Here is a 26,227-nt window from a genome sequence, read left to right as displayed (position 1 = left end):
CGGGCAACCGGACCTAGATCGCCCCCCCGGTCAGCCGCTGGCAAATGAGATCGAGCTGATCGAGCGTCTTGTAGCGGATCATGACCGAACCCGTACGCGGGTCGGAATCGGCCTGTATCGTGACCTTGAGGCCGAGAAACTCCTCGAGATGCGACTGTACGGCAGCGATATCGGCCGAACTTGCCGGATCGCGCTCCGCCCGCGCACGCCGGGGCGCCGATTCGGGCCGCATCGCCCGCTTTGCCAGCCGCTCGATATCGCGCACGGAATGGCCCTTGGCGACGGTCTCGCGTGCCAGCGGCACCGGGTCAGGAAGCACCGCCAGCGCGCGGGCGTGGCCCATCGACAGCTCGGCCCGCTCGACCATGTCGAGCACTTCGTTCGGCAGTACGAGCAGCCGCATCAGGTTGGCGACATGGCTGCGTGACTTGTCGACGAAGGTGGCGATTTCCTGCTGGGTCAGTCCATCCTGTTCGGACAGCCGCTGATAGGCGCGTGCCTCCTCGATGGGATTGAGATCCTCGCGCTGGAGATTTTCGATCAGCGCCAGCGCGGTGACCTCGCGATCATCAAGCGGGCGGACAATCGCCGGAATCTCGTGCAGGCGCGCCCGCTGCGCCGCGCGCCAGCGCCGCTCGCCTGCAACCAGTTGATAGCGCCCGCCACCCAGCGGCCGCACCACGACCGGCTGGATAACCCCGCGCGCGGCAATCGAGCGCGCGAGTTCTTCCAGCGCATCCTCATCGAAATGCCGCCGTGGCTGTTCGGGGTGCGGCTCGATCGATGCGACCGAGAGCGAGGCCAGACCGCTCGCCACAGCCTCTCCCGGTGGCGAAACCGAAATGCGCGAGACCGCTTCTTCCCGCCGCGTCTCACCCAACAGCGCGCCAAGGCCTCGACCGAGCGCGGGCCGCTTTGCTGCCTTTACTGCCGCGCCCTCAGCTTCGCTCATGCTGCAATTCTCCGCTCGGGCAGGCGGCCGATCAGCTCGCGCGCCAGCTTCATGTAGGCCTGCGATCCGGCGCAGGCATGGTCGTAGATCAGCGCCGGCAGCCCATGGCTCGGTGCCTCGGAAAGCCGCACATTGCGCGGGATCACCGATTCGAACACGAGACCATGCAGGCACGAGCGCACGTCGTCCGCGACCTGATCGGTCAGGCGGTTGCGCCGGTCATACATCGTCAGCACGATGCCCAGAATGCCAAGATCGGGATTGAACCGCTCCTGCACACGCTCGACGGTCTGGAGCAGCTGGCTCAATCCTTCGAGTGCGAAAAACTCGCACTGCAGCGGCACGAGCAGCGAATTGGCCGCCGTCATCGCGTTGAGTGTCAGCAGGCCGAGCGAGGGCGGGCAGTCGATCAGGCAGATCTCGTGCCCTGCATCTTCGGCCAGCGCCACGCGCAGCTTGTTGGTGCGGTCCTGCTCGCTTACGAGCTCCACCTCCGCACCCGACAGATCGACCGTCGCCGGAATAAGATCCAGCCCCGGGATTCGCGTCGGGATCATGCACGAAGCCACGCTCGCCTGCTCGATCAGCAAGTCATAGGACGATCGCTCGCGCTCACCCGCAGAAACGCCGATGCCGGTTGAAGCATTGCCCTGCGGGTCGAGGTCGATCAGCAGCACCTTCCACCCGGTCGCCGCGAGCGCCGTGGCAATGTTGATCGCCGTGGTGGTCTTCCCCACCCCGCCCTTTTGATTTGCGACGGCTATCGTGATCATCGGCCTGAACCTCGCTTGTGCTTCGTGGTCTTTCCGGTGTGGACGGTATCAGCGCGCCCTTGCAGATTTCCGACGATGATGCCGGCGGCGGGATCGGTCAACGATTGTTCCACGTGAAACAGGCGATTCCATTCCGCGCCGAGCGCATCCAGTTCATGCTGCGCCTTGGCCCCCTTCGGCAACAGCCACAGCGTATCCGGTGTGGAAAAGCGCCAAGCCACATCCAGCAAGCGGTCCAACGGCGCAAAGGCCCGAGCCGAAATTACCGCCCAACGCCGCTCAGCCAGATCCTCAACCCGGGAGAGCACGACCTCGACATTGGTGAGCCCAATCACCGCCGCCGCGCGCGCCAGCCACTCCGTCCGTAGCCGCCGCGAATCGACAAGCGTAACTGGTCGTTCGGGTTGCAGGGCCGCGATAACCAGCCCGGGAAACCCGGCTCCACTGCCGAGATCGAGCCAGGCGCCATCTGGCACTGTTTCACGTGAAACATGCAGAAGCTGCGCGCTGTCCACGATGTGCCGCTGCCAGACCGCATCGAGCGATGGCCGCGAAACGAGGTTCTGCCTCTCGTTTTCCTCACGCAGCGCCCCGACAAGGACTTCAAGACGCGCCATCGCATCGCCATGCCGCTCCGCCAGCCAAGTGCGAACGGCGTCCTCCGTCCCAACCGTCATGCGGCTACCCGCCGCCGCGCGGCAACCAGCAGACTCGCCAGCGCTGCAGGCGTAATCCCCGGCACCCGACCTGCTGCCGCCAGCGTATCCGGCTGCGCGCGTTCGAGCCGCTCGACCATCTCACGCGAAAGCCCGGGTACTTCGGCATAAGGGAAGCGATCGCCGAGCGGCACACCGTCACTCGCCCTAAGCTGCTTCAACTCAGCCTCCTGCCGCGCAAGGTAAGGTGCGTAAGCTGCGTCCTCCGTCATTTCATCGGCGAGGTCAGGATCGATCTCGGCGCCACCTAGCCATGGCGCAAGCGCGGCAAACGTCACTTCCGGAAAGCGTAGCCATTCCAGCAACGGACGGCGAATACCGTCGCCCCGTACAGCGATGCCATGCGCATTAAGCTCACCCGGCAGAATCTGCTTTTCAAGTTGAGACACAATCTTCGCCCGCGCTTGTTCGCGAGCTGCAAACCACTCCGCCCGCTCAGGTCCGATGCACCTCGCGGCAAGCCCCAACGGCGTCAACCGCGTCGTCGCATTGTTCGCCCTTAGCCTCAATCGATACTCTGCACGCGCGGTCAACATCCGGTACGGCTCGGACACCCCGTGCAACGTCAAGTCGTCGACCATGACCGCCATATAGCTCGAAGCACGATCCAGCGCCGGCGGTTCGCACTCAAGCACGGCTGCTGCTGCATGCATGCCGGCGATGAGACCCTGCGCTGCCGCTTCCTCATAGCCTGTCGTGCCATTGATCTGGCCCGCGCAGTAGAGACCAGGAATGTCCTGCAACTCAAGACTCCGCCGAAGTGCGCGGGGGTCGATGTGGTCATACTCGACGGCATAGCCCGGAACGAGGATTTCGACCGCCTCGAGCCCTTCCATCGACCGCATCATCGCCACCTGCACATCGGTCGGCAATGACGTCGAAACGCCATTGGGATAGATCACATGATCGTCGAGCCCTTCGGGTTCGAGGAACACCTGATGTCCATCACGGTCGCCGAAGCGGTGGATCTTGTCCTCGATCGACGGGCAGTATCGCGGACCTTGCGCATCAATGGCTCCACTGAACAGGGGCGAGCGGTCCAGCCCCGCGCGGATGGCGTCATGGGTTCGCTGGTTGGTCCGCGCGATGGCACAGAAGACCTGCGCCTGTGGACGCGCTTTAGTGAGTGGCGACATCGTCCACGGCTCGGAATCACTCGGCTGCGCAGGAAGGCGTGACCAGTCGATAGTCCGGCCATCAAGACGTGGCGGCGTCCCCGTCTTGAGCCGCGACATTGGCAGCCCTGCCCCGCGCAATTGCGCCGCCAGCCTGTGTGCTGCGGACTCGCCGATACGACCGCCTTCCATCCGCTCTTCGCCACGGAACAGGCGCCCACCCAGAAAGGTCCCGGTACACAGCACCACAGCACGCGCAGCGAGTGCGGTTCCATCAGCAAGGTCGACACCGCTCACAGCACCGCCCTCGAAACGCAGCGCCGCCGCCTCGCCGGCGACAACCGTCAGTCCCTGTTGCGCTGCCACCATGCGCTGAATCGCTGCTCGAAACAGCCGCCGATCCGCCTGCACGCGCGGGCCCTGCACGGCGCTGCCCTTGCTGCGATTGAGCATGCGGTAGTGGATGGCCGCCTCATCGGCCGCCCGCGCAATCAGCCCGTCGAAGGCATCGACCTCGCGCACGAGATGACCTTTGCCCAGTCCACCGATGGCCGGGTTACACGACATCGCGCCGATCATTGCAGGATCGAAGCTCACCAGTGCCGTGCGTGCGCCCATGCGCGCAGCGACAGCGGCCGCTTCGACGCCGGCGTGTCCGCCGCCGACCACAATGATGTCGAACTCGTGCATGAGCGTCGCGATATGCGATTCGGGCTTCCGCGTCAAAGCGGAGCCGTCATCGTCACTGTTTCACGTGAAACATCACTTGCCGATGCAAAACCGGCCGAAGAGTGCGTCGAGCATGTCTTCGGTTCCCGCACGGCCGACGAGACGGTCCAGCGCAACCCGCGCCAGTCGCAAATTCTCGGCTGCCAGCAGCGGATCATCGCACTGCCCTGCCTCGGCAACGGCTGCGGCCACTTCCGCTACCAGACCATGCTGCCGCGTATTGAGCGCGACGGCACCGGGCTGAGGCAGCGCAATGCGGGCATGTTCAACAAGCGCTTGCCGCAGTGCACTCAGCCCCTCGCCCGTCACCGCGGAAAGGCGGAACTGCGCCTGCCGCTTCTCTGCCACGTCCATTCGATCGCACTGCGCCGCAATATCCCACAGCGTTCTGTCCTTGGGGCCCTCCCCTTCTGGCCCCAGCCACAGGACGAGATCGGCGCGCTCGGCCTCTGCCCGCGCGCGGGCAATGCCGATCTGCTCGATCGCTCCAGCACCTTCCTCGCGGAGCCCGGCGGTATCCACAAAGGCAAAGGGCACACCGCCAATCGCCACCGCACGGACAAGCACATCGCGCGTCGTACCGGGTTCGGCCGCGGTTATAGCGGCCTCGTCTTCAACCAAAGCATTGAACAAGGTTGATTTTCCGGCGTTGGGAGGTCCGGCCAGCACCACCCGGAAACCTTCCCGTAGCGGTTCAGCCCGCGGACGTGCCAGCCAGACTGACAGTTCCTCCGCCAGCGCCATGCAGCCCTGCGTTATCGCCGGCGGCACCACTGCTCCGTCATCATCGATGTCATCATCCCCAGCGAAGTCGAGCACTGCCTCGATTGCGGCAGAGAGCGTCAGGACGCGCGTGCGCCAGTCCGCCACGAGCCGCGACAGTGCCCCACCTGCCATCGCCAACGCACCGCGCCGTTGCAGTTCGGTCTCGGCCGAGAGCAGGTCTGCCAGCCCCTCGGCCTCGGCAAGGTCGATGCGGCCATTGGCGAAGGCACGGCGGGTGAACTCGCCAGGCTCGGCCCGGCGCAGTCCCGGCAGCACCCCAAGCGCGGCCTCGACAGCCGCCACCACCGCGCGCCCGCCATGAAGATGCAGTTCGGCACTGTCCTCACCTGTCGCCGTACCGGGGCCAGGCAGCCACAGCGCCACGGCACGATCAAGCACCACACCTTCGGCATCGCGCAGCACTGTAAGCACTGCGCGGCGGGGGACAGGGAGCTTGCCGGCAAGCCTCTCGAGCGCGGGACCAGCGGCAGGACCGCTGATGCGGATCACTCCAATCGCAGCCGGGGGCGCGCCGGATGACAGCGCGAAAATCGTATCCGTCACAGCGCGGGACTGCTCAGGTCTTGGGTTTGTCGCTTCCGGATGCGCCCGCCTTGAACCCGGCCATCGCGGCACCCGCGCCCTGCTCCACGAACTGCTGGAACAGCTTGAGGCCCATCTCGCCCATCGGCGCGATCTGCTTGGCAAAGCCTTGCAGCTGGTCGACGCTGTTCATGCCCTGCATCGCCTTGGCGATCGCATCGACATAGACGTCATTGGCGCGCGTCACATCGGGCAAGCCCAGAAAGCGGCGCGCCTCCTCCGGCGTGCATTCCACCTCGACGTTGACCTTCATGGGCACACCTCTCACTTTGCCGCAGCGACACTGTCATGTGCTCTTGGCAAAGTCCATGGACAGCGCCAATCAAACGCTCGACGAACACATTCCATAAAAGGACCAGCACCATGGGCGAGAAGACGACCATCGGCACCCTAGGCGGCGAGAGCGAGATCCCCGTCTATGTTGCCACCCCCGCCGAGCAGACCGACGCGGCGATCATCGTCATTCCGGAAATCTTCGGGGTAAACGCCGGCATCCGCAAGAAGTGCGAGGACTGGGCGGCGCTGGGTTACGTCGCGCTGGCCCCGGATATCTTCTGGCGCTTCGCTCCCGGCGTCGAGCTCGATCCCGATGTGCCGGAGCAGTTCCAGGAGGCGCTCGGGTACTTCGGGCAGTATGATCCGAACCTCGGCGTGCAGGATATCGAGGCCGCGATCCAGTGGCTCCGGCAAGAACAGGGTGTCGACAAAGTCGGTCTCGTCGGCTTCTGCCTCGGCGGACGCATGGCCTACATGGCCGCCGCGCGCACGGATATCGACGCATCGGTCGGCTACTACGGGGTGATGATCGACCAGATGCTGAACGAGGCTCACGCCATCGCCAATCCGCTGATGCTGCATATCCCGACCGCCGACCACTTCGTCGGCCCGGAAGCGCAGGCGGCGATTCATGCCGCGCTCGATTCGCATCCCAAGGTCGTGCTGCACGACTACGTCGGGCTCGATCACGGCTTCGCCGCCGAGATGGGCTCGCGCCGCGACGAAGCCGGCGCGCAGCTGGCGGACGAGCGCACGCGCGACTTCTTCAAGGCGCATTTGCTCTGAGCGGAGCTCAGGCCGCCCCGTCGTAGCCCGCAATGCCTTCGAGCAGCCGGGTTATGGCGGTGCGGTCTTCCTCCGGTACTTCAGGCCGCCAGATCTCGAACAGCAGCACTGTGCGCGTCTCCGGACCCGCATTGCGCGCTTCGTGCTCCATTGAGTCGTCAAAGATAAGCGGCACGCCCGGTTCCCACGTCCGCGTCTCGCTGCCAACCCGCAAGGTGCAGCTGGGTGCAGTACGGATCGGCACGTGGCAGATCAGGCGCGTGTTGAGCATGCCGGTGTGCGGCGCGATGTGGGTGCCGGGCCTGAGCCGCGACCACAGTGCATTCGGCGCGCGGCCGGGAATCATCGGCATCGGCGCATGGGCCAAAGCGGCCATCGTGGCCGGGCAGCGCGCGGCGTTTGCTGCAACCGGAGCGCCGTCCCGCCAGAAGTAGAACGCACCCCACGATGGATCACCCAGCAGCGGATTGTTCGGTGCAGGCCGGTCGGGGGTGGAGGTCACATAGGGCGCGAAGGTATCGGGCGCCTCGTCGGCCGTGATGGCGGTAAACTCGGCCTGCATCTCCGGCACCAGATCGAGCACGGCGTCAATCCAGTCGAACTCCGAAGTATCATAGAACCGCCGCTGCGGCAGGCCCGGATAATAGAACAGCGATGGCCGCTGCAGATCGATCTCGCGCGTGCCGTTGAGAAGCCCGAGCGCTTCCTCCATCGCCGGCGAAAGGCCGACCTCCAGCACCGCATCCAGATGCTGCTGAAAGGCGCCCTGCATCTGGCCGATGAAGGCCTGTGCCGCCGCTGCCATCCCTTCCATGCCACGCGGAATGCCGCTCACGCCCGCCTGTGCCAGTGCAGTTGTGTAGAAGCTCACCGCCGCGCGATCATCCCGCACGCGCTGGCGCAGTTGACCCTTTGCCAGCAGTGCCCCGACATCGCGCGGCGCGAGCGCAAGCTGCCGATCGAGCGCCACTTCGGCGGCTGCGTGATTTCCCAGTGCCAGTTCCGCTTGCGCCAATGCCGGCCACGGCATGCGTTCCGGCGTCATGGAACCGCTGGCCGCACGCAGCAGATCGGCAGCCCGCGCAGGATTGCGGGCACGCAGCGCGGCCAGCCCCTCGCTGATAAGGTTTTCCGGCGGAGCGGTTGTCATACCCCCACGACTAGCGCAAACCTGCGCTGGATCAATGGCAGGCGCGCTCCCGGCGTGCCACAAGGCCACGAGAGAACAAGGAGAGAGACCTCATGCAGACCGGCCTCGCCGCCTGGCACCGCTATATGCAGACCGGTGATACCGCCCTGCTGTCCGAGCTCATCGCGCCCGACGCGGTGTTCCACTCGCCGGTGGTGCACACCCCGCAGCAAGGCCACGCCAAGGTCATGATGTACCTGACCGCCGCCGGACTGGTCTTCGCTGATACCGGCTTCACCTATGTCCGCGAGCTGGTCGATGGGCCGGAAGCCCTGCTCGAATTCACCGCGACGGTAGACGGCATCCACGTCAACGGCATCGACCTGATCCGTTTCGATCTCGATGGAAAAATCATCGATTTCAAAGTGATGGTGCGGCCGCTCAAGGCGATGAACAAGCTGTGGGAGATGATGGCGGCGGCGCTGCAGAACACCTGAGCGCCATTCAATTCAGCTTGGTAAGGCATCAGGGTGCAGGTTGTAATCACCCCGACCTTGTGGATTGGCTGGTACGCCGAGCAATGCCAAAGGGATCTCGCTCAGAGCGATGGCCGGCACTTCTGCGCCGAGCACGAACGGCAAGATGACTGCAACGTTGAGGCCCGCCCAAAGTCCCAAAAATCTCAGAACTGCGCGGCGCAGGCCATAGGAGAAAGCCCACTCCTCGTCGTTCAGCACCTCGATCAGCAGTTCGGAGGCGAGTAGGTGTGCTACCCGCGGTACCCACAAGCCATGCCCGCCGAGCGCCAGCGAATTGACTGAAACTGAAGCGTGCGCCGATCCGCCGATGCAAACCGGAATACCATGGTCTTCCAGCATCGACGCGACGACAAGCGCCTCTGACCGCGACACCAACACTGCGAGGCGAACCATCGCATCCGGTGCCGCGGTTTCCTCCGTCACTGATTCATCGTCGCGAAGAAGTCCTCGTTGGTCTTCGAGTTCTTCATCTTGTCGAGCAGGAACTCCATCGCGTCGATGGTGCCCATCTGCATGAGGATGCGGCGCAGCACCCACATCTTGCTGAGCTGATCCTGCGGCACGAGCAACTCTTCCTTGCGTGTGCCGCTCTTGCCCACGTCCAGTGCCGGGAAGATGCGCTTGTCTGCCACCTTGCGGTCGAGCACGATTTCCGAGTTACCGGTGCCCTTGAACTCTTCGAAGATCACTTCGTCCATGCGGCTGCCGGTATCGATCAGCGCAGTGGCGATGATCGACAGGGAGCCGCCCTCCTCGATATTGCGCGCCGCGCCGAAGAAGCGCTTGGGCCGCTGCAGCGCATTGGCGTCGACACCGCCCGTCAGCACCTTGCCCGACGACGGCACCACGGTGTTGTAGGCGCGGCCAAGGCGCGTGATCGAATCGAGCAGGATGACAACGTCGCGCTTGTGTTCGACGAGACGCTTGGCCTTCTCGATCACCATTTCGGCAACCTGCACGTGGCGGCTGGCCGGCTCGTCGAAGGTCGAGGAAATCACCTCGCCCTTCACGCTGCGCTGCATGTCGGTCACTTCTTCCGGGCGTTCGTCGACCAGCAGCACGAGCAGGAACACTTCCGGATGGTTGTCGGTGATCGCCTTGGCCATGTTCTGCAGCAGCACCGTCTTGCCGGTGCGCGGCGGCGCCACGATCAGCGCGCGCTGGCCCTTGCCTTGCGGGCTGACGAGATCGATCACGCGGGCCGACTTGTCCTTGACCGTGGGGTCGAGCGTATCGAGCCGCAGGCGCTCGTTGGGATAAAGCGGGGTCAGGTTGTCGAAGTTCACCCGGTGGCGCACGGCTTCCGGGTCGTCGAAGTTGACCTTGATCAGCCGCGTGATCGCGAAATAGCGCTCGCCGTCCTTGGGCGCGCGGATCTCGCCTTCCACAGTATCGCCGGTGCGCAGGCCCCATTTGCGGACCTGGTTGGGCGAGACGTAGATATCGTCTGGACCGGCGAGATAGTTCGCCTCGGGACTGCGCAGGAAGCCGAAGCCGTCCGGCAGCACTTCGATGGTGCCGATGCCGAGGATTTCCTCACCATCTTCCGCCACTTCCTTGAGGATGGCGAACATGAGATCCTGGCGCCGCAGCGTGCTTGCGCCCTCGACATCGAGCTCTTCGGCCATCTGGACCAGCTCGGCGGGCGTCTTCTTCTTCAGTTCCTTGAGATGCATCTGTCGTATCCGAATAAGGGCAATTGCGCGGGCCGGTGGGTCGTTGGGCTTGGAGAAAGCGGACCTTTGGGGGCAGGCACAAGAGGCGCTGCCAAACCGGAATGCCTGATTCGCTTAGGCCCGGCGAACGCGCGCGTCAATCTAAGGCATCAATCAGAACGGCTTCACGATCACCAGCACCACGATCACGGCTGCCGTTACGCCGGGAATCTCGTTCAGCAAGCGCAGCTGCCGCCCGGTCAGCTGCCGCTCCCCGCGCGCCAGCTTTTGCGCATAGGTTGCCAGCCAAAGATGGTAGCCGGTGAGCACGAGCACCATCGCGAGCTTGGCGTGGAACCAGCCTTGCGCGAACCACTCGCCGCTCACCGCCAGCGCCAGGCCAAATCCCCAGACGATGAACAGCGAAGGCCACATGATGATCTTCATCAGCTTGCGTTCGCGGTCGATCCAGATCGCATTCTCGGGCGAGCCTTGAGGCGCTTCCTGATGGTAGACGAAAAAGCGCGGCAGCATGAACAGGCCCGCCATCCAGAAGATCACGAAGATGACATGGCCGGCCTTGAGCCAGAGATAGAGCATCGCGAGCACCTGCAACATATTGCCGATATTAGCGTCTTTGCCGCCGGATCGGAACTTGGGAATTGGGGCGGTTCATCGCGAACCGCCTCATCCGTCTCAGTGCGACCAGCCCCGCACCACCTCGAGCAGCCGCTCGACATGCGGGATCGGCGTGAACTGCCCGATGCCGTGGCCGAGGTTGAACACGTGCGGCCGGTCGGCAAACACATCGAGCACGCGCCGCGCGCCGTCATCCAGCGCCTGACCGCCAGCAAGCAGCAGCAGCGGATCGAGATTGCCCTGCACGGGCAGCCCAGCGGGCAGCGCCTTGGCCGCCCAGACCGGATCGATCGTCTCGTCGACGCCAACCGCATCCACGCCTGTTCCTTCGGCATAGGCAGCCAGCTTTTCGCCCGCACCCTTGGGAAAACCGATAATCGGCACATCTGGATGCAGCTTGTGCATTTCCGCGGTGATGCGCGCATTGGGGGCGATGACCCAGCGCTCGAATTCAGCGGGGGCGAGGCTGCCAGCCCAGCTGTCGAACAGTTGCAAGCCTTCGGCTCCGGCCTTCACCTGACCGCTGAGGTATTCCACGGTCACATCGACAATGGCATCGATGATCGCCTGGAATGCGCCGGGGTCCTTGTAGGCCAGGGCGCGGGTATCGTGCTGGTCACGGCTGCCTTCGCCTGCCACCATATAGGTCGCGATGGTCCAGGGGCTGCCCGCAAAGCCCAGCATGGTCGCCTCAGGAGGCAAAGCGGCGCTGACCTGTGCCACGGTCTCATAGATCGGCGAAAGGCGCTCAGGGACGCTCCTGAGCGTCTCCAGACCCGCATCGAGCAGGCGGGGAGAGAGCGCCGGACCTTCGCCGGCAAGGAACTGGAGATCCTGCCCCATTGCATAGGGCACGATCAGGATGTCAGAGAACAGGATTGCCCCATCGAAACCAAACCGCCGCAGGGGCTGGAGGGTGATTTCCGCAGCAGCTGCAGAATCATAGACCAGCGCAAGGAAACCGCCCTTCTCGGCACGCAGTTCGCGATATTCCGGGAGATAGCGGCCAGCCTGACGCATAAGCCAGATCGGACGGCGGGAAAGATTGGCGCCCTTGAGGGTGGCGAGAAGCGGCTTCGTGACAGGGTCAGACATCAGGCAGTCGGTCCAATTCAAATCTATAGATTCTTTTGAATCAGATTGAAGTTGTTTGTTGGCCCTGTGGATAGCGGGGACGACATGCGTGTGCCCGAATTGTCCCGCCGTCTCCACAAGAAAGTGTGTCAGCGACTCTCAACAGTCTCGGGAGCAAGCGAAAGTTCTCCCTGTTGTCCCCGGCCTGTGGGTAACCTTGTCCCGATGTGCGCAAGCGGCGGGCCGGCAGGCTGCTTCCGGGGGCACAATCGCAGTCCAAACTTGTCCGCGGTTTCCTCCCGTGGTTTATCCTGCGGCTATCCACAGCCCTTTCCCGGGGCGGACTCCAAGGGCAACCATGCCGCGCCTGCACTTGCACCTCCTGTCGGACTCGACCGGCGAAACGCTCGAGATGATCGCCAAAGCGGCGCTCGCGCAATTTGATGACGCCGATGTGGTGCGCCACTTCTGGCCAATGGTCCGCTCGCAGCAGCATCTCGACCGGATCATGGGCGAGATCACCGCCAATCCCGGCCTCGTGCTGTTTACGATGGTCAATGCTGAAACGCGCGCTTTGCTGGAAAGCCGCTGTGCCGCGCTCGGTCTGCCCAGCGTCCCTGCGCTTGATGCAGTGACTTTGGCACTTGAAGCGCAGCTTGGGCAGGCAGCAAAGGGTCGACCCGGACGCCAGCATGCGATGGACGACGCCTATTTCCAGCGCGTCGAAGCGATCCAGTTCACGATTGCGCATGATGACGGCATTGCATGGGAAGACTGGGAGATAGCGGACATCGTGCTGGCCGGTGTCTCGCGGTCTTCCAAGACTCCGACGGCGATCTATCTCGCCAATCGCGGCTATCGTGTCGCCAATATTCCCATCGTTGTGGAAAGTCCGCCGCCGCCCGCGCTGTTCAGCTTGCGCCGTCCACTGGTTGTCGGGCTTACGACCAGTCCGGAGCGGCTGATCCAGGTGCGGCGAAACCGGCTGCTGTCGCTCAATCAGGCGCCGGAGACCGCCTATGTCGATAGCGAGCATGTCGCGCGCGAGGTTCAGTACGCCCGCCGCATGTTCGCGGATAATGGCTGGCCGGTGATTGACGTATCGCGGCGATCCATCGAGGAAACCGCCGCCGCGATCATCAATCTCTACAATGAGCGGCGGCCCGATGGCGGCGTGGACGGCTCTGGCCACGCCTTGTGAAGTGACGAAGGTGAGAGAATGCTGATTCTGGCCTCCCAAAGCGCAAGCCGCAAAGCCATGCTCACGGCGGCCGGTGTGCCGTTCGAAGCGCGCAGTTCCGATGTCGATGAAGCGGAAATCAAGCGCGAGCTGATCGGGGTTCCCGGCTGCGAGATCGCGAAGATCCTTGCCGAAGCAAAGGCGCTTTCGGTCTCGGTCGGCGCACCGGGCCGTCTGGTCCTCGGCGGAGATTCACTGGTCGAGGTCTGCGGGCGGACTTTCGACAAGCCGGCCAGCCGTGCCGATGCGGCAAGGCACCTTGCCTTCTTTTCCGGTCAGACGATGCATTTGCACTCAGCCGCCATTCTGGTGCGCGACGGTGTGCCGGTATGGCGTCACTGTGAAACCGCAAAGCTGCGCGTGCGGACGCTCTCGAGCGACTTCATCGAAGGCTATCTGGCGCAGGAATGGCCTGCCGTTGGCGCCTGCGTCGGCGTGTTCCGGATCGAAGCGCTCGGCGTCCAGTTGTTCGACCACATCGAAGGCAGCCATTTCACCGTGCTCGGCATGCCGCTCTTGGCGCTGCTCGGCGCGTTGCGCACGCACGGCGAGCTGCCCGCATGAGCTTGCCCTATGCCGAGGTCATCGGTGATCCCATCGCCCAGTCCAAGTCGCCGGCGATCCATGGATTTTGGTTGCAAGAACTTGATATAAAGGCAAAATATCAATCTACCAGGGTTCTCACCAGTGACCTTGATGAATTTCTGACCACCCGCCGGACTGACCATGCCTGGCGCGGCTGCAACGTCACCATGCCGCACAAGCAAGCGGTCATGCCCTTCCTCGACCGGCTCGATCCGCTCGCTGCTGCCGTCGGTGCAGTCAACACGATCATTCCCGAGGACGGACAGCTGGTCGGCTACAACACCGATGTCCCGGGCTTCCTTGAGCCCCTGCGCTCCGAACTCGCCAAGACGCACTACTTCCGCATGGCCCGCGTCATCGGCACCGGCGGCGCTGCCCGCGCCATTATCAAGGGATTGGCGGACGAGAAGCTGGTCATTGTCCTCGCCGGCCGCAACCCGGACAAGGCGCGAGCCTTGCTCGATGAACTCGATCCCGCTGGTGAACACCACGCCATCGACCTAGCGCATTTCGCCGAGGCAACCGACTTCGCCTTCGATGATCGCGAAGGCTGTTTCGATCTCGTCGTCAACGCCTCATCGCTCGGCATGACCGGCCAACCGCCGCTTGTGTTCGACTTGAGCCACGCGCCGCCGGGTTCGGTGTTCTACGATATCGTGACCAGCCCGCTTGAAACCCCATTCCTCAAGGCCGCCCGTGCTGCGGGTTTCCGCACCATCGATGGCCTTTCGATGCTGATCGGTCAGGCAGATCACGCGTTCCGCCGCTTCTTTGGTGCCCTGCCGCCGCGTGACAAGGACGCCGAACTGCGCAGGGTGCTGGCTGCATGAGCCGCCCCTTTATCCTCGGCCTCACCGGCTCGATCGGGATGGGCAAGTCCGCCGTCGCGCTGATGCTGCGCGAACTTGGCGTGCCGGTGTTCGATGCCGATGCCGCGGTTCACCGCCTGCAAGGGCCGAACGGTACGCTGCTACCCGCGATCGAAGCTGCCTTTCCCGGCACCACTGGCCCTCATGGCGTCGATCGTCCGGCGCTCGGTGCCCAGGTTTTCGGCAATCCCGAAGCGCTGGCGCGGCTTGAAGCGATCGTCCATCCGGCGGTTGCCGACGAACGCGCGACCTTCATGCTCGAGCATGCCGGTGAGGCGATTGTCGTGTTCGATATCCCGCTGCTCTTTGAAAAAGGCCACGCCACCGGTCTCGACGCGGTTGTTGTTGTGTCAGCGCCGGCCGAGATGCAGCGCACCCGTGTTCTGGCCCGCCCAGGCATGACGCCGGAAAAATTCGCCCACATCCTCGCCCTGCAGGTTCCCGATGCCGAAAAGCGCGCGCGCGCCGACCACGTCATCGACACCGGCATGACGCTCGCCGAAACGCGCGAGCAGGTCGCCGCACTGGTCTCGGCCCTACGGCAAAAAAACCCGCGCTGAAGCCTTGTAAGCCCCCTTGCTCGGGTCCAGACTATCGCAAATGCGTGAGATCGTTTTCGATACAGAGACGACCGGCCTCGACCCGCAGAGCGGCGATCGGCTGGTAGAAATTGGCTGCATCGAGATGGTGAACCGTGTGCCCACCGGCGCGGTTTTCCATGCTTATTTCAACCCGGATCGTTCGATGCCCGCCGAGGCAGAGGCTGTGCACGGTCTGTCCAGCGCGTTCCTGGCTGACAAGCCGCGGTTTGCCGAACTGGCGGAGGAGCTCCTCGCCTTCCTGGGCGATGCCCCGCTCGTTGCGCACAATGCCGGGTTCGACTTCGGCTTCCTCAATGCCGAGCTCGCCATGTGCCAGCTCCCCGCTGTAGATCGCGGGCGGATGGTCGATACCGTGGCGATTGCCCGGCGCAAGCATCCCGGCGCCAAGCTGAGCCTTGATGCGCTTTGCTCGCGCTATGGCATCGATCGCAGCCACCGTGTCCGCCACGGCGCGTTGCTCGACGCCGAGCTTCTGGCACAGCTCTATGTCGAACTCATGGGCGGTCGGCAGATCGGCCTCGAACTCGCCGCAGAAGTCGAAGTGACGACAGTAACGGTTACAACTGCGGTCCGTGTGGAGGCGCCACGCATGCATCGGCCGGCCAGACCGCATACCGCCAGCGCGGAGGAACTCGCCCGGCACGCGGCGTTTGTCGAAGGAATCAAGGGCGCCATCTGGCTGCAGTAGGTTTGCCCTTCCCGGTTCGGTCCGGGCAGGGATTTGAGCGAAGGAGAGTGGACTTATGGATATTCGCGTTTCGGGCCATCAGGTCGATACCGGCGCCGCCTTCGAAGCTCATGCCGAAGAGCGCCTTTCCGCGATTGTCGACAAGTACTTCTCGCGTGCGCTGACTTCGCACGTCACTCTTGGCAAGGCGCCACATGGCGGCTTCCGCTGCGATATCGTCACCCACGTGGCGCAGGGCCTCATCCTCAAGGGCAGCGCGGTCGCGCAGGATGCCCACATCGCGCTCGATCAGTCGGCCGAGAAGATCGACAAGCAGCTGCGCCGTTACAAGCGCCGGATCAATGCCAGGCAGGACCAGGCCGATCACGCCCGCCGCGAAGAAGAAGCCGCTTACACCGTCTTCGTTGTCGAGGAGACCGAGACCGAAGAGCCGGCCGATGCGCCGCTCGTCATTGCGGAAACCCGCGTTGACGTGCCGACCGCCAGCGTGTCGGACGCGGTGATGATGCTCGATCTGCGCAATACCAACGCGCTGCTGTTCAAGAACGCCGGAACCGGCGTGCACAACATGGTCTATCGCCGTGGTGACGGTTCGATCGGCTGGGTCGCACCGGCCAAGTAAGTGCGGCTGCATATCTGATGTCCGGCAAGGCTGTCAGTGGGCGCGGGAACGCGATTCGGTGCTTGCACCGCGTCGCGTTCGGGCGCATGGGCCGCACCACACCAGGCGCGCGAGCGCATTTTCCGGCATCACTGTTTCCATGACCGCTCTTTTCTCGATCGATCTTCAGGCTGTGCGCATCGTGCGCGCCGAAACAAAGACGCAGATCCTCGGCGCGCTCGCGGATTGCTTCGGCGAGGTCTACTCGCTTGACCGTGCGACGGTCCTTGAACAGATCGAGGAACGCGAAACACTTGGCAGCACCGGCTTTGGCCGGGGTGTCGCTATCCCTCATGCTCGGCTGGAATCATTGGCGCGGCCGGTCGCGGCCTTTTTCCGCTTGGAGAATCCGGTCGACTTCGCTTCGTCGGATGGAATGCCGGTCGATTGCGTATTCGGCTTGCTTTCGCCCGAACAGGCCGGTGCAACGCACCTGCAGGCCCTCGCGGCGATCTCCCGGCTGATGCGCGATGAACGCATGCACGAGCGCCTGATCGCCGCGCCCGATGCCGATGCGATCTACGCATTGCTCGTCAATGTCATCGACCGCGACGCCGCCTGACCACTTGGTCCCGCGCGTGAAATGAGCGGAAGCCGCCTTCCGGCCGCTCTTGAAGTGACAGCCCTGATTCGCCTTGTCGAAGCCAAAGGCGGCTTCGGCGTTGTCGTGCATCGCGGCGAGCTGGACAGCGGCACGATCTTGATTGTTATTGTCATCAATCAAGGGTTTGGTCAGTCAAGTGCGCAGGTCTATGAGCGCTTGCCAAAGCCGGATGGCACTCTAGGCTGGACCCTTTCGAAAGCCCAAGATCCTCAAGATAAAGCGGAGTTCGATCAGTATCTGAGCCGCCGAGCTGCGCAGGACCGCGACTTGTGGATTGTCGAACTGGCCATCGCGGACGGCGAACAGTTCATCCGGAATCTTGAGGAAATTGAGAACAAACACGGATTCATGGGTTGACTCACTGAGTACATTCCTTAGGGCGCCCGCTCTCGACCACGCGTAGGCAGCGATGAGACGGCAAGAAAGCCTCCACGCCAGCACGCAGACGGGGGGCAGACGCCAGAGCCTTCGAGCGGCATCAGTCTTGCAGCCAAGTCCTGCTTTGACTGAACCGATCGCGCTTTGTGCCGACGTTCACCGCCCAATGACGAAGTTGCATGAGCCGCCAGTTCCGTGTCGCCAGTGCCGTGTGCATTGCTGCAAGTCTTGCCACTATCCTGTTCAGCACCGGCGGTTCCGGTGCGAAAGCACAGGACATCCAGATCCCGGTCGCTGAAGCACCCGGATCCTCGGCCATAACCGTTGAACCCCGCACGAGTGTGTTCCGGCCGGTCGAACAGCCCCTTCCCCAGCCCGAACGGACTGAGCCTGATAGCGCGGACGCCTTGCCGTCTGCCTCTACTCTGGCCGATCTGGTTGAGCGTACGCCGCTCCCCGCATCGCTTTCGCGCGAGATGGAATGCCTTGCCGGCGCTGTCTACTTCGAGGCGCGCAGCGAAACCCTTGCCGGCCAGCTGGCGGTTGGGCGTGTGATCGTCACCCGCGCAGCCTCAGGCCGTTTCCCGAGCTCCTATTGCGGGGTCGTCTACCAGCCCTCGCAGTTCTCGTTCGTCCGCGCCAATGCGATGCCGTGGGTTGATCACGATAGTGCCAAGTGGCAGCAGGCCGTGAAGATCGCCGTAATTGCCGACAGCGGCGCCTGGAAAAGCCCGGTGGAAGGCGCGATGTTCTTCCACGCGGCGCATATCGCGCCGTCCTGGGGCAAGACCCGCATGGCGCGGGTGGATAACCACGTCTTCTATCGCTGATCGCGTCTGATCGGATTCTTGCAGCCCTGGCCTCAGGCCATGGCTGCAAGCGCCGTCCGCAACGTCGAGAAGTGCGATTGGCGCGCAAGCAAGTGGAGCGCGTGAACGTTGGGAAGGCGCTGAGCCATGGACTGCGCCATTTCAGGCGGAGTCCAATTGTCGGCGCTGCCCTGCCAGATTGTGACAGCATGTATCACGTCTGACAGCAGTCCCGCCCACGGCCGGACATAGGCCTCGATTTCCGCCTTGTAGCTTGGAAGTCCTCCAATCAGGCATGATTGCAGCACCTGGCGGTAGGGACCGACAAACTGCGCATCAGCTTTCAGTTCACGATCATCGCCTTGCGCGGTCGCAAACAGAAAGTGGGTAAGCAGGTGCGGCAGTCGCGCTGCGCAAAATGACTGCGCCCCCGCCAAGGCAGCGAACAACCGCGGTCGCTGCATCGCTGCCCGGAAGATCGGCGCGCCAGCCATTTTGCCAAGAAAGTTGCCAATTTCGAGCGGTCCCGCCGGGGAGACCAGCTGCAGAGTCAGATCAGCGGCGGGTATTCGCGCTGCGACTTGAAGCGCGACATGCGCCCCCGCCGAGAAGCCGACGAGGCGCACAGGCCCTACGGCGCCAAGCTCAGAGATGCTCGCAACCAATTGCCCGATGCGGGATTCCGGTTCAAGCGGCAGCGCAGCCCGATCCAGCGCAATCCATGATCGGACGGCTTCACCACCCAAAAGTGCCAGTTCGGCTGGAGCGCCGGGATTGCCGTGAAAATAGATAGTTCTCACGGCAATCTCCATACAGCCGTCAATGCCGGAAGTGACGCATTCCCGTGAAGACCATCGCGAGACCGGCAGCATCGGCCGCTGCGATCACTTCGTCGTCCCTGATCGAGCCGCCAGGTTGGATGACAGCCGTAGCGCCCGCTTCCACGGCAGCCAGCAGACCGTCGGCGAACGGAAAGAAGGCGTCCGACGCGACCGCAGAGCCGACGGTGCGCGGTGCGTCCCAGCCATAAGTCTCCGCGGCTTCCTGCGCCTTCGCGGCGGCGATCCGCGCGCTGTCGCGACGATTCATCTGGCCTGCGCCGATGCCCGCCGTCACCCCATCCCGCGCATAGACGATGGCATTGGATTTGACGTGCTTGGCGACAGTCCAGGCGAAGCGGCAATCGGCAAGCTCCTGCGCGGTCGGCTGGCGCTTGGTCACCACCTGCAGCATGTCGTCGGTCAGCTCGCCATTGTCGCGATCCTGTACAAGCAGACCGCCAGCGATGGGCACGGTGACCAGCCCGGCGCGGCTTGCAGAGGGCATTTCATCAAGGAGCAACAGGCGAAGGTTCTTCTTGCGGGCGAACGCAGCCAGCGCAGCTTCGTCGGCGCCGGGTGCAACCACGACTTCCGTGAAAATCTCGCAGATCGCTTCGGCGGTGGCACCATCAAGCGGGGTGTTGAGCGCGACGATGCCCCCGAATGCGGAGACCGAATCGCAGGCGAGCGCTGCTTTCCACGCCTCAAGCGGGGTCGCCGCGACGGCCACACCGCAGGGATTGGCATGCTTGACGATGACCACGGCGGGCTTGTCCGCTCCGAACTCCGCGATCAGTTCGAGTGCCGCATTGGCGTCATTGTAATTGTTGTAGGACAGTTCCTTGCCCTGCAATTGCCGTGCCTGCGGCAGACCCTTCACAGGGCCGCCCTGCGCTGGCACATAGAGCGCGGCGCTTTGATGCGGGTTCTCGCCGTAGCGCAGCGTCGAGACCAGCTTGCTTGCCGAGAGCAAGGTTTGCGGGAAGTGCTGCTGCTGGTCAGTGACGGCAAACCACTGCGCGATCGCCGCGTCGTAAGCTGCTGTCGCGGCAAAGGCCTTGGCGGCCATCGCCTTGCGGAAATCGAGGCTGGTGGCACCGCCGGTCGCTTCTAGCGCATCTATCAGCACCGCATAGTCGGCGGGATCGGTCACGATGGTCACGTAGTGGTGGTTCTTGGCCGCTGAGCGCACCATCGAGGGGCCGCCGATGTCGATGTTCTCGATCACTTCCTCGCGGCCCGCGCCCTTTGCGACAGTGGCGGCGAAAGGATAGAGGTTGACCACAACGAGGTCGATCGCGCCGATCTCATGCTCGGCCATGGAGGCCGCATGGGCGGGATCGTCGCGAACCGCCAGCAGGCCACCATGAACCTTTGGGTGTAGTGTCTTGACACGCCCGTCCATCATTTCAGGAAAACCGGTGAGATCCGAGATGTCGCGCACCATCAGGCCGGCATCGCGCAGCGCTGCAGCGGTCCCGCCAGTCGACACCAGCTCGACTCCATGGGCCGCAAGGGCGCGGCCGAGGTCGGCAAGGCCGGATTTGTCGGACACTGAAAGCAGCGCCCGCTTGATCGTCACGTCGGTCACAATGGAATGTCCTGTCTAGCGCATCTTCTTGAGCAGCCACGAGAACGACTCGCCGCTGCGCGGAATCTTGGCCGAGATCACCAGCTGCCGTGTGGCGAGCGGCCGTCCCATGCCATCAGACCAGATGCTTTCTTCAAGCGTGACCGGATCGCGGCCGGAACGGAACTGCCAAAGGCTGCCGTCGGGCAAGGCCAGCGTGACGCCAAGACCGTCACGCCCTTGCGCCAGCTCGATATGGGGGCCGAGGTGGAAGCGCAAGGCTACACCGATCATTCCGCGCTTGCCGCGGCGGCCGGTCGGCACCAGCAAGTCTTCGCCGCGCAGTTCGCTACCATCGTCGCGCATGATCATAATGCGGCGATGCGTGAGGCCATAGCGGCTGACATAGCCGTTATGGCTCGCTTCGATCCGCGTGGCCCCAGCACCTTCGCCGGTGAGGATGCGGCGATCTACTTCGACTTCCGAAACGCCGGGCCCAAGCTTGCCGTTGATAAGTACCGCGGTGGAATTGAAATCGTCGATCGCCAGCGTCGAATGTGCGGCCGTAGCGCGCAGGCCCTGCGCCAGCCGCAGCGGGATCTGGCCTCCAGCAAAGGCCGCACCGCCGCAGTTAACGATCAGGCGTTCCTTGCCGTGGCTGAATTCGAACGCCAGCGTCGATGCACAGCCGTCACGCGCATGGCGCGCCACGGGGGGTGGTGCAGCATCGAACTGCAGAACAGACTTGCCCGCTGCGACGCGCTGATAACCCCAATGGCGCGCATCGCGCAGCGGACGTGTACGCACGCCGCTTGCCTTGATCAGCGCGGCAATACGTTCCGGCGATACCGCACCGGCGCCTTGCCACGAGCCAAGCCCACCGTCGCCATGAAGCAAGGTGAGCAGCGGCGGAACCAGCATCTCGAGGATCGCGTCGAGCTGAGGCGGCGGGGTGCTGCGAACGGCCGCATAGCAGGCGCGCAGTTCGATCAGCAGTTCGATCACCTCGATCTGGCCGAGCGGGCTGCGTGAAAGCACCCCGCCATCATCGCACACGAGATTGCCCAGTGCCCTGACCAGCCCGCCTTCGCCGTAGAGCTTGCGCGCACGGCCATCGTCGAGCAGCAAGCCGGCGGCGGTGATGGCGGTCCAACCGGCGACTTCGGCGAGCGTATCCTCGGCCCGTCCAACGTGGCGGTCCAGCCAGCGCGCGGTCTCGTCAAAGGTAGTCAGCACCCGGGCACGCAGCTTGCGATCCTGGCTCGAGAGCAGCAGCGGAGCATGGATCAGCCACGACAGGAGCCGGTGCCCGGCGTTTCCGACGGCCCAGGCAGGACCGGCTCCCGGGCGCGGATTGGCCGCGAGCCATGCCGCAAAAATCCGTTCGGCCACTGGTGCGCACTGTGGCCGCGTGGCGCAGCTTGCCAGATCGCCGAGCCAGCTGAAGCCGTGGACCACACGCTCGAACGGCGGGGAGAGCCGAGGACCGCTGAATTCGGTATCGGCGATAGGGAGTTTGACGCCATGGAGCAGGAAATGCCCTGCACGCAGCGCCGTTCCGGATGCCGGGTCACCGGGCAGCATGCTGGCAACGGTGGCCGTAAGTCGCGGCCGTGCGCGCTTGCGGAAGGGATTGAGCGCCGAGGGCGGCAGGCCCAGCCCATAGGCCAGCCGGATCAGCCGCTCGCCCGCGCTGACCTGCGGCGGTGAGAAATCGGCTACGGTAAGAGCCCGGCCCGATTCGAGAGGCGCAATCTTGCCAACATCGCTGGCGACAGGAGGATTGCTCTCTGCTGCGATCGGCCGCGACTTTGTCGGCGCAATGACCAGCGGCTCCGGGTCGGGACCAAGCGGCAGTGCTGGGCGCCGGGTATCGCTGTCGAGCGCGGTATCTGGCTCCGGTTCGCGCGCAATGCCCTGGTCAGAGGCTTCACGGATTCCGGAGAATAGGCGCGCCATGGCGTCAGTCAGCGCCCTTTAGCGCGGCGATGTTGGCGGCATAGCAGGTGGGACCGCCCTTGAACGTGGCTGTCCCTGCTACCAGCACATCAGCGCCGGCGTCCATGCACTGCCGTGCTGTCATAACATCGATCCCGCCGTCGACTTCAAGGTGGATCGGCTTTCCGGTCTTGTCGATCATCTTGCGCACGGCTTCGATCTTGCGAAGCTGGCTGGCGATGAAGCTCTGGCCGCCAAAGCCGGGATTGACGCTCATGACGAGGACCAGATCGATCTCGCCAATCAGGTAGTCCAGCAACTTGGCCGGTGTGCCCGGATTGAGCGCAATGCCGGCTTTCTTGCCCAGCCCGCGAATGGCCTGAACGGTACGGTGGATATGCGGGCCCGCCTCAGGATGGACGGTGATGATATCCGCACCTGCGGTGGCAAAGGCTTCAAGGTAGAGATCGATCGGCGCGATCATCAGATGGACGTCGAACGGCTTTGCACTGTGGGGGCGCAGAGCCTTCACCACGCCGGGCCCGATAGTGATATTGGGCACGAAATGGCCGTCCATCACATCGACATGGATCCAGTCTGCACCAGCGGAGTCGATCGCCCGCACTTCCTCCCCCAGCCGTGCGAAATCGGCTGAGAGGATCGATGGGGAAATCAGCGGCGCGGCCATCACGAAAACTCGCAAACAGGAACTGGCTATACGCGGCACTTCTGCGCCCGGCGGCCATCACCAAAAGCGATTACCGGTGGCGAATCGGCGGAACAAGCGTGGATACCTCCCTTTTCCACACGGATTATCCCTATTTGCCGCCGATTCGGCGCAAACACGACTGGCGTCTGCCAGGACCGGTTCGGCCCAAGGCAAATGTTTGCGACAATGTTCACCTTGCCGAACCGTGCAAAGCCTGCCTATGGCGCCGCCGGGTCCGCGCTCCCTCGTTCAGAAGCGCTGGTTTTGGGATGATGTCATGACTCTGCCGAAGTGGCGTACTGCCATGGCAACCGTGCTGGGATTGATCACTGCGCCCCTGGGGCTGCATGTGGACACGGCAAAGGCGGCCCCTGCATGCATTGGTCCGGCGAGTGAGACGTGGATCAACATCACAGTTGACCGCGTGCGCAACAGCAAGGGCCTGATCACGGCGACGCTCTACACGAATGAACCCAAGCGCTTCCTCGTCAAGAACGGATCGCTTTACGTCGCGAGCACGCCGGCCACGGTTGGCCAGACCCGGTTCTGCCTGTTTGTGCCGCATCCGGGGACTTACGCTATCGCGATCTATCATGACGAGGATTCGTCCGGGACGATCAATCGCGGCGGTTTGTTTGGCATCCCCAGCGAAGCAGTGGGCTTCTCCAACAACCCGACGATCTTTCTCGGGCCGCCATCGCTGCGCTCGACGCTGGTAACGATCGAACATCCAAATCAGTCGATCACCATCAACGTGAAAAAATTCTGATCGGCCCGATCAACCCGCCGCGAAAGCTGCCGTAAGGTAGCGCGGCGCGAGCTCCTCGGCCAGAGAGAGTGCGCGCGGATCATCGACGTCCATCCACCAGGCGTTGCCGATGTCGCAGGTCGCAGCCCGCCCGCGGTCTGCCAGCCACTGCATACCATCGGACAGGCTGCCGGACTTTCCAACATCAATCGCCGCTGCAATCGCCTCGGCCAGGCGAGGCGTGGCGAGGAATGCGCCGCAGTCAACCGCATCCCACTCGGGGATAGTCTTGCCGATGGCGCTGATGAAGCCGTTTGCATCGGTCTTGACCCAAGTCGCATCGTCCGGATCGATCAGCGGGCTTTCAGTCTGCCGGTCGATCCCGAGCGTGACGTCGCGCGTTTCGCTGCCCACTTTGCTCAGGGCACCGAGAATGGCACTGTCGAACATATGGTCCGCCATCATCAGCAGGTAATCGCCTGCGCATCGCGAAGCGCCTGCCATGACGGAATAGCCGTTTGGCTTGCTCCAGTCGGCCACTCGCACAGGCTCGATCGCAACAGCTACACGCCGGGACAGGTCGGCCAGGAATGCCTCGACATCGTCCGCCTTGTGGCCCGTAACGACCACAACGCGAGTGATCCCCGCCGCGGCCGCCTGCCGGATACCGATCTCGATCAGCGGGACACCACAGACAGGTGTCAGCGGCTTTGATGGCGACAGGGAAGCGAGCCGGCTGCCATAGCCGGCGGCAATGATCACGGCGTCCATCAGGTCGGTCCTCTCTTCCGCGCCGGGGCCAATAACGCAGACGGCGCCGATCCTGCATCAGGACCGGCGCCGCTAGTGTTGTGCGAGCTGGAAGCTTACTCGGCAGCCAGTGCAGTTTCCGAGATGTATTCGTCGACCAGCTGGGCGGCGACATCATCGTTGAATTGCTGCGGCGGGTGCTTGCAGAAATAGGCCGAAGGGCCGATCAGCGCGCCGCCTTCGCCGCGCTCCAGCGCGACCTTGCAGCAACGAATCGCGTCCATGACGCAGGCGGCCGAATTCGGGCTGTCCTCGACCGAGAGGCGCAGCTCAAGATTCATCGGGACGTTGCCCCACTGCGTACCTTCAAGGCGAAGGAAGCACAGCTTGTTGTCGTTCTGCCACGGAACATAGTCCGACGGGCCGACGTGAATGTTCTCGTCGGCGAGGCGCTGAGCGAGCATGGCCTGCACCGCTTCGGTCTTCGATTCCTTCTTCGAACCGAGGCGCTGACGATCGAGCATGTTCATGAAGTCGGTATTGCCACCGGTGTTGAGCTGGTAGGTCTTCTCGACCGTAACGCCGCGGGCGCCGAACAGGCTCGACAGGACGCGGTGGACGATCGTCGCGCCGACCTGGGCCTTGATGTCGTCACCCACGATCGGGATGCGCTTGGCGCGGAACTTCGCCTCCCACTCGGGACGGCTGGCAATGAACACCGGCATGCAGTTGACGACTGCAACGCCCGCTTCGAGCGCGCATTCCATGTAGAATTCGGTTGCCGTTTCCGAACCGACTGGCAGGAAGTTCAGGAGGACTTCCGCGCCGGAATCGCGCAGCGCAGCGACGATCGATTCGTGCGTGGCTTCCGGAGCATCCGCGAGGATGAAGCCGCGCTCGCCCATGCCGGTCATATGATCGGCAACACCGTCGAGGATCTTGCCCATCATCACCTTGGCGCCGGTCGCGGGGACCTGCGGCTGGAAAACGGCGGTGCAGTTGGGGGCGGCGAAGATGGCTTCGGCAATGTCCTTGCCGACCTTGCGGGCATCGACGTCCACGCCCATCACGAACTCGACGTCGCCGGCGCCATAGCCGCCAATCCGCTCATGAATCAGGCCCGCAGCCGAATTGGTGTTGCGGTAGAACTCTACACCCTGCACCAGCGAGCTTGCGCAGTTGCCTACGCCGATCACTGCGACCTTGATTGGCTTCATTTTAACCAGATCCCCTTGGGCAATCGGAATGCCGTTGTAACTAAACTGCCTCACTCCACACAAAAGCTCCAGATTGCAAGGAGATTTCCGCAGCGTCATGCAAGCGGCCGCGAGGTGGTGGCCACCTTGCCACCCGGTCCTTCTTTTGCACTTGCGAAAGTTGAAGCTCGCGCAGCCATTCTGATGTGATCCCGATCTGACCAAGTCATCAGAAAGGCCCAGTTATCTGGTCGAATCGATTGACCGCCATGCGCCTATCGCAATGCAGCAATTGGTGGCTGCGAAAT

At 63.6% G+C, this 26,227-nt stretch carries 29 protein-coding genes; 12 read left to right on the top strand and 17 right to left on the bottom strand.

The genetic code is table 11. The annotated features are described in order from the left end of the window. Positions 1–13: 13 nt before the first annotated feature. From IP83_RS13080 to IP83_RS13055, 6 genes are all read right to left on the bottom strand, one after another. Positions 14–952 (bottom strand): ParB/RepB/Spo0J family partition protein, encoded by a 939-nt coding sequence (locus tag IP83_RS13080; RefSeq protein WP_054122656.1) that lies wholly within the window; start codon positions 950–952, stop codon positions 14–16. Further along, a complete protein-coding gene (locus IP83_RS13075; protein ID WP_054122655.1) occupies positions 949–1,725 on the bottom strand; it encodes a ParA family protein in 777 nt (258 codons plus the stop codon). The genes IP83_RS13080 and IP83_RS13075 overlap by 4 nt, the downstream gene beginning before the upstream one ends. Continuing rightward, positions 1,722–2,342 carry a 16S rRNA (guanine(527)-N(7))-methyltransferase RsmG gene (gene rsmG, locus IP83_RS13070; RefSeq protein WP_369817027.1) on the bottom strand — a complete coding sequence of 207 codons (621 nt, stop codon included), beginning with the start codon at positions 2,340–2,342 and terminating at the stop codon, positions 1,722–1,724. Before rsmG ends, IP83_RS13075 begins: the two co-directional genes overlap by 4 nt. A gap of 56 nt (positions 2,343–2,398) precedes the next feature. Further along, positions 2,399–4,246, bottom strand: coding sequence for a tRNA uridine-5-carboxymethylaminomethyl(34) synthesis enzyme MnmG (gene mnmG, locus IP83_RS13065; protein WP_054122709.1), 1,848 nt, complete (start codon positions 4,244–4,246; stop codon positions 2,399–2,401). A 72-nt stretch (positions 4,247–4,318) separates the two neighbouring features. Then, positions 4,319–5,614: a tRNA uridine-5-carboxymethylaminomethyl(34) synthesis GTPase MnmE gene (gene mnmE / locus IP83_RS13060; RefSeq protein WP_054122653.1), complete on the bottom strand. Its 1,296-nt coding sequence runs from the start codon at positions 5,612–5,614 to the stop codon at positions 4,319–4,321. Between the two features lie 13 nt (positions 5,615–5,627). Beyond that, positions 5,628–5,906, bottom strand: a complete 279-nt coding sequence (locus IP83_RS13055) for a DUF6489 family protein (protein WP_054122652.1) — start codon at positions 5,904–5,906, stop codon at positions 5,628–5,630. A 110-nt stretch (positions 5,907–6,016) separates the two neighbouring features. On the opposite strand from IP83_RS13055, the gene IP83_RS13050 reads away from it, so the two are divergent. Then, positions 6,017–6,715, top strand: coding sequence for a dienelactone hydrolase family protein (locus IP83_RS13050; protein WP_054122651.1), 699 nt, complete (start codon positions 6,017–6,019; stop codon positions 6,713–6,715). 7 nt (positions 6,716–6,722) lie between these two features. Here IP83_RS13050 and IP83_RS13045 read toward each other — a convergent pair whose 3' ends face one another. Then, positions 6,723–7,865 (bottom strand): aspartyl/asparaginyl beta-hydroxylase domain-containing protein, encoded by a 1,143-nt coding sequence (locus IP83_RS13045; protein ID WP_156309711.1) that lies wholly within the window; start codon positions 7,863–7,865, stop codon positions 6,723–6,725. Between the two features lie 92 nt (positions 7,866–7,957). On the opposite strand from IP83_RS13045, the gene IP83_RS13040 reads away from it, so the two are divergent. Beyond that, positions 7,958–8,341, top strand: coding sequence for a nuclear transport factor 2 family protein (locus IP83_RS13040; protein ID WP_054122650.1), 384 nt, complete (start codon positions 7,958–7,960; stop codon positions 8,339–8,341). Positions 8,342–8,353: 12 nt separating this feature from the next. Here the strand turns inward: IP83_RS13040 and IP83_RS20280 are convergent, their stop codons facing one another. From IP83_RS20280 to hemE, 4 genes are all read right to left on the bottom strand, one after another. Further along, positions 8,354–8,722 carry a hypothetical protein gene (locus IP83_RS20280; RefSeq protein WP_156309710.1) on the bottom strand — a complete coding sequence of 123 codons (369 nt, stop codon included), beginning with the start codon at positions 8,720–8,722 and terminating at the stop codon, positions 8,354–8,356. Between the two features lie 80 nt (positions 8,723–8,802). Beyond that, the gene (rho, locus tag IP83_RS13030; RefSeq protein WP_054122648.1) at positions 8,803–10,059 is read right to left on the bottom strand and encodes a transcription termination factor Rho; all 1,257 of its coding nucleotides are present in this window, start codon (positions 10,057–10,059) and stop codon (positions 8,803–8,805) included. Between the two features lie 153 nt (positions 10,060–10,212). After that, positions 10,213–10,656, bottom strand: coding sequence for a CopD family protein (locus IP83_RS13025; RefSeq protein WP_054122647.1), 444 nt, complete (start codon positions 10,654–10,656; stop codon positions 10,213–10,215). 78 nt (positions 10,657–10,734) lie between these two features. Beyond that, complete coding sequence (gene hemE, locus IP83_RS13020) at positions 10,735–11,772, bottom strand: uroporphyrinogen decarboxylase (protein WP_054122646.1); 1,038 nt, start codon at positions 11,770–11,772, stop codon at positions 10,735–10,737. Positions 11,773–12,109: 337 nt separating this feature from the next. Here hemE and IP83_RS13015 point away from each other — a divergent pair, with 337 nt between their 5' ends. From IP83_RS13015 to IP83_RS12975, 9 genes are all read left to right on the top strand, one after another. Then, on the top strand, positions 12,110–12,952 hold the full coding sequence (locus IP83_RS13015; protein WP_054122645.1) for a pyruvate, water dikinase regulatory protein: 843 nt from the start codon (positions 12,110–12,112) through the stop codon (positions 12,950–12,952). An 18-nt stretch (positions 12,953–12,970) separates the two neighbouring features. Continuing rightward, entirely contained in the window at positions 12,971–13,555 is a 585-nt protein-coding gene (locus IP83_RS13010; RefSeq protein ID WP_054122644.1) for a nucleoside triphosphate pyrophosphatase, read from the top strand. Continuing rightward, the gene (aroE, locus tag IP83_RS13005; RefSeq protein WP_054122643.1) at positions 13,552–14,406 is read left to right on the top strand and encodes a shikimate dehydrogenase; all 855 of its coding nucleotides are present in this window, start codon (positions 13,552–13,554) and stop codon (positions 14,404–14,406) included. Before IP83_RS13010 ends, aroE begins: the two co-directional genes overlap by 4 nt. Beyond that, positions 14,403–15,005 carry a dephospho-CoA kinase gene (gene coaE / locus IP83_RS13000; RefSeq protein ID WP_054122642.1) on the top strand — a complete coding sequence of 201 codons (603 nt, stop codon included), beginning with the start codon at positions 14,403–14,405 and terminating at the stop codon, positions 15,003–15,005. Before aroE ends, coaE begins: the two co-directional genes overlap by 4 nt. 40 nt (positions 15,006–15,045) lie before the next feature. Further along, entirely contained in the window at positions 15,046–15,735 is a 690-nt protein-coding gene (dnaQ, locus tag IP83_RS12995; protein ID WP_054122641.1) for a DNA polymerase III subunit epsilon, read from the top strand. A gap of 55 nt (positions 15,736–15,790) precedes the next feature. After that, a complete protein-coding gene (gene hpf, locus IP83_RS12990; protein WP_054122640.1) occupies positions 15,791–16,357 on the top strand; it encodes a ribosome hibernation-promoting factor, HPF/YfiA family in 567 nt (188 codons plus the stop codon). A gap of 139 nt (positions 16,358–16,496) precedes the next feature. Beyond that, the gene (locus tag IP83_RS12985; RefSeq protein WP_054122639.1) at positions 16,497–16,958 is read left to right on the top strand and encodes a PTS sugar transporter subunit IIA; all 462 of its coding nucleotides are present in this window, start codon (positions 16,497–16,499) and stop codon (positions 16,956–16,958) included. A gap of 21 nt (positions 16,959–16,979) precedes the next feature. Beyond that, positions 16,980–17,357: a DUF1491 family protein gene (locus IP83_RS12980; RefSeq protein WP_054122638.1), complete on the top strand. Its 378-nt coding sequence runs from the start codon at positions 16,980–16,982 to the stop codon at positions 17,355–17,357. Positions 17,358–17,557: 200 nt separating this feature from the next. Beyond that, a complete protein-coding gene (locus tag IP83_RS12975) occupies positions 17,558–18,208 on the top strand; it encodes a cell wall hydrolase (protein ID WP_054122637.1) in 651 nt (216 codons plus the stop codon). Positions 18,209–18,240: 32 nt separating this feature from the next. Here IP83_RS12975 and IP83_RS12970 read toward each other — a convergent pair whose 3' ends face one another. Genes IP83_RS12970 through rpe form a run of 4 tightly spaced genes read right to left on the bottom strand, consistent with a single transcriptional unit; the run spans position 18,241 to position 23,204 of the window. Then, positions 18,241–18,999 (bottom strand): alpha/beta hydrolase, encoded by a 759-nt coding sequence (locus IP83_RS12970; protein ID WP_054122636.1) that lies wholly within the window; start codon positions 18,997–18,999, stop codon positions 18,241–18,243. A gap of 7 nt (positions 19,000–19,006) precedes the next feature. Continuing rightward, positions 19,007–20,599: a bifunctional phosphoribosylaminoimidazolecarboxamide formyltransferase/IMP cyclohydrolase gene (gene purH, locus IP83_RS12965; protein ID WP_054122635.1), complete on the bottom strand. Its 1,593-nt coding sequence runs from the start codon at positions 20,597–20,599 to the stop codon at positions 19,007–19,009. A 15-nt stretch (positions 20,600–20,614) separates the two neighbouring features. Further along, on the bottom strand, positions 20,615–22,537 hold the full coding sequence (locus tag IP83_RS12960) for a heparinase II/III family protein (RefSeq protein ID WP_082364683.1): 1,923 nt from the start codon (positions 22,535–22,537) through the stop codon (positions 20,615–20,617). Between the two features lie 4 nt (positions 22,538–22,541). Beyond that, positions 22,542–23,204, bottom strand: a complete 663-nt coding sequence (gene rpe / locus IP83_RS12955) for a ribulose-phosphate 3-epimerase (RefSeq protein ID WP_054122634.1) — start codon at positions 23,202–23,204, stop codon at positions 22,542–22,544. A 325-nt stretch (positions 23,205–23,529) separates the two neighbouring features. Here rpe and IP83_RS12950 point away from each other — a divergent pair, with 325 nt between their 5' ends. Then, entirely contained in the window at positions 23,530–23,994 is a 465-nt protein-coding gene (locus IP83_RS12950; RefSeq protein ID WP_143146760.1) for a DUF2141 domain-containing protein, read from the top strand. 9 nt (positions 23,995–24,003) lie between these two features. Here IP83_RS12950 and IP83_RS12945 read toward each other — a convergent pair whose 3' ends face one another. Together IP83_RS12945 and IP83_RS12940 are read right to left on the bottom strand one after the other, a co-directional pair. Next, positions 24,004–24,744, bottom strand: a complete 741-nt coding sequence (locus tag IP83_RS12945) for an NTP transferase domain-containing protein (protein ID WP_054122632.1) — start codon at positions 24,742–24,744, stop codon at positions 24,004–24,006. 95 nt (positions 24,745–24,839) lie between these two features. Continuing rightward, positions 24,840–25,940, bottom strand: coding sequence for an inositol-3-phosphate synthase (locus tag IP83_RS12940; RefSeq protein WP_054122631.1), 1,101 nt, complete (start codon positions 25,938–25,940; stop codon positions 24,840–24,842). Positions 25,941–26,227: the final 287 nt, after the last annotated feature.

Source organism: Novosphingobium sp. AAP93 (genome assembly GCF_001296055.1).
Classification (GTDB): Bacteria; Pseudomonadota; Alphaproteobacteria; order Sphingomonadales; family Sphingomonadaceae; genus Novosphingobium.
Note: the sequence above shows the minus strand (reverse complement) of the source record. Positions and strands in the feature narration are given on the sequence as shown.

Excerpts from the sequence above, each read along its gene's own strand:
- IP83_RS13080 (WP_054122656.1), bottom strand. The coding sequence starts at position 952 with ATGAGCGAAGCTGAGGGCGCGGCAGTAAAGGCAGCAAAGCGGCCCGCG.
- IP83_RS13075 (WP_054122655.1), bottom strand. The coding sequence starts at position 1,725 with ATGATCACGATAGCCGTCGCAAATCAAAAGGGCGGGGTGGGGAAGACC.
- rsmG (WP_369817027.1), bottom strand. The coding sequence starts at position 2,342 with ATGGCGCGTCTTGAAGTCCTTGTCGGGGCGCTGCGTGAGGAAAACGAG.
- mnmG (WP_054122709.1), bottom strand. The coding sequence starts at position 4,246 with ATGCACGAGTTCGACATCATTGTGGTCGGCGGCGGACACGCCGGCGTC.
- IP83_RS13055 (WP_054122652.1), bottom strand. The coding sequence starts at position 5,906 with ATGAAGGTCAACGTCGAGGTGGAATGCACGCCGGAGGAGGCGCGCCGC.
- IP83_RS13050 (WP_054122651.1), top strand. The coding sequence starts at position 6,017 with ATGGGCGAGAAGACGACCATCGGCACCCTAGGCGGCGAGAGCGAGATC.
- IP83_RS13045 (WP_156309711.1), bottom strand. The coding sequence starts at position 7,865 with ATGACAACCGCTCCGCCGGAAAACCTTATCAGCGAGGGGCTGGCCGCG.
- IP83_RS13040 (WP_054122650.1), top strand. The coding sequence starts at position 7,958 with ATGCAGACCGGCCTCGCCGCCTGGCACCGCTATATGCAGACCGGTGAT.
- IP83_RS20280 (WP_156309710.1), bottom strand. The coding sequence starts at position 8,722 with ATGCTGGAAGACCATGGTATTCCGGTTTGCATCGGCGGATCGGCGCAC.
- rho (WP_054122648.1), bottom strand. The coding sequence starts at position 10,059 with ATGCATCTCAAGGAACTGAAGAAGAAGACGCCCGCCGAGCTGGTCCAG.
- IP83_RS13025 (WP_054122647.1), bottom strand. The coding sequence starts at position 10,656 with ATGTTGCAGGTGCTCGCGATGCTCTATCTCTGGCTCAAGGCCGGCCAT.
- hemE (WP_054122646.1), bottom strand. The coding sequence starts at position 11,772 with ATGTCTGACCCTGTCACGAAGCCGCTTCTCGCCACCCTCAAGGGCGCC.
- IP83_RS13015 (WP_054122645.1), top strand. The coding sequence starts at position 12,110 with ATGCCGCGCCTGCACTTGCACCTCCTGTCGGACTCGACCGGCGAAACG.
- IP83_RS13010 (WP_054122644.1), top strand. The coding sequence starts at position 12,971 with ATGCTGATTCTGGCCTCCCAAAGCGCAAGCCGCAAAGCCATGCTCACG.
- aroE (WP_054122643.1), top strand. The coding sequence starts at position 13,552 with ATGAGCTTGCCCTATGCCGAGGTCATCGGTGATCCCATCGCCCAGTCC.
- coaE (WP_054122642.1), top strand. The coding sequence starts at position 14,403 with ATGAGCCGCCCCTTTATCCTCGGCCTCACCGGCTCGATCGGGATGGGC.
- dnaQ (WP_054122641.1), top strand. The coding sequence starts at position 15,046 with ATGCGTGAGATCGTTTTCGATACAGAGACGACCGGCCTCGACCCGCAG.
- hpf (WP_054122640.1), top strand. The coding sequence starts at position 15,791 with ATGGATATTCGCGTTTCGGGCCATCAGGTCGATACCGGCGCCGCCTTC.
- IP83_RS12985 (WP_054122639.1), top strand. The coding sequence starts at position 16,497 with ATGACCGCTCTTTTCTCGATCGATCTTCAGGCTGTGCGCATCGTGCGC.
- IP83_RS12980 (WP_054122638.1), top strand. The coding sequence starts at position 16,980 with ATGAGCGGAAGCCGCCTTCCGGCCGCTCTTGAAGTGACAGCCCTGATT.
- IP83_RS12975 (WP_054122637.1), top strand. The coding sequence starts at position 17,558 with ATGAGCCGCCAGTTCCGTGTCGCCAGTGCCGTGTGCATTGCTGCAAGT.
- IP83_RS12970 (WP_054122636.1), bottom strand. The coding sequence starts at position 18,999 with ATGGAGATTGCCGTGAGAACTATCTATTTTCACGGCAATCCCGGCGCT.
- IP83_RS12960 (WP_082364683.1), bottom strand. The coding sequence starts at position 22,537 with ATGGCGCGCCTATTCTCCGGAATCCGTGAAGCCTCTGACCAGGGCATT.
- rpe (WP_054122634.1), bottom strand. The coding sequence starts at position 23,204 with ATGGCCGCGCCGCTGATTTCCCCATCGATCCTCTCAGCCGATTTCGCA.
- IP83_RS12950 (WP_143146760.1), top strand. The coding sequence starts at position 23,530 with ATGGCAACCGTGCTGGGATTGATCACTGCGCCCCTGGGGCTGCATGTG.
- IP83_RS12945 (WP_054122632.1), bottom strand. The coding sequence starts at position 24,744 with ATGGACGCCGTGATCATTGCCGCCGGCTATGGCAGCCGGCTCGCTTCC.
- IP83_RS12940 (WP_054122631.1), bottom strand. The coding sequence starts at position 25,940 with ATGAAGCCAATCAAGGTCGCAGTGATCGGCGTAGGCAACTGCGCAAGC.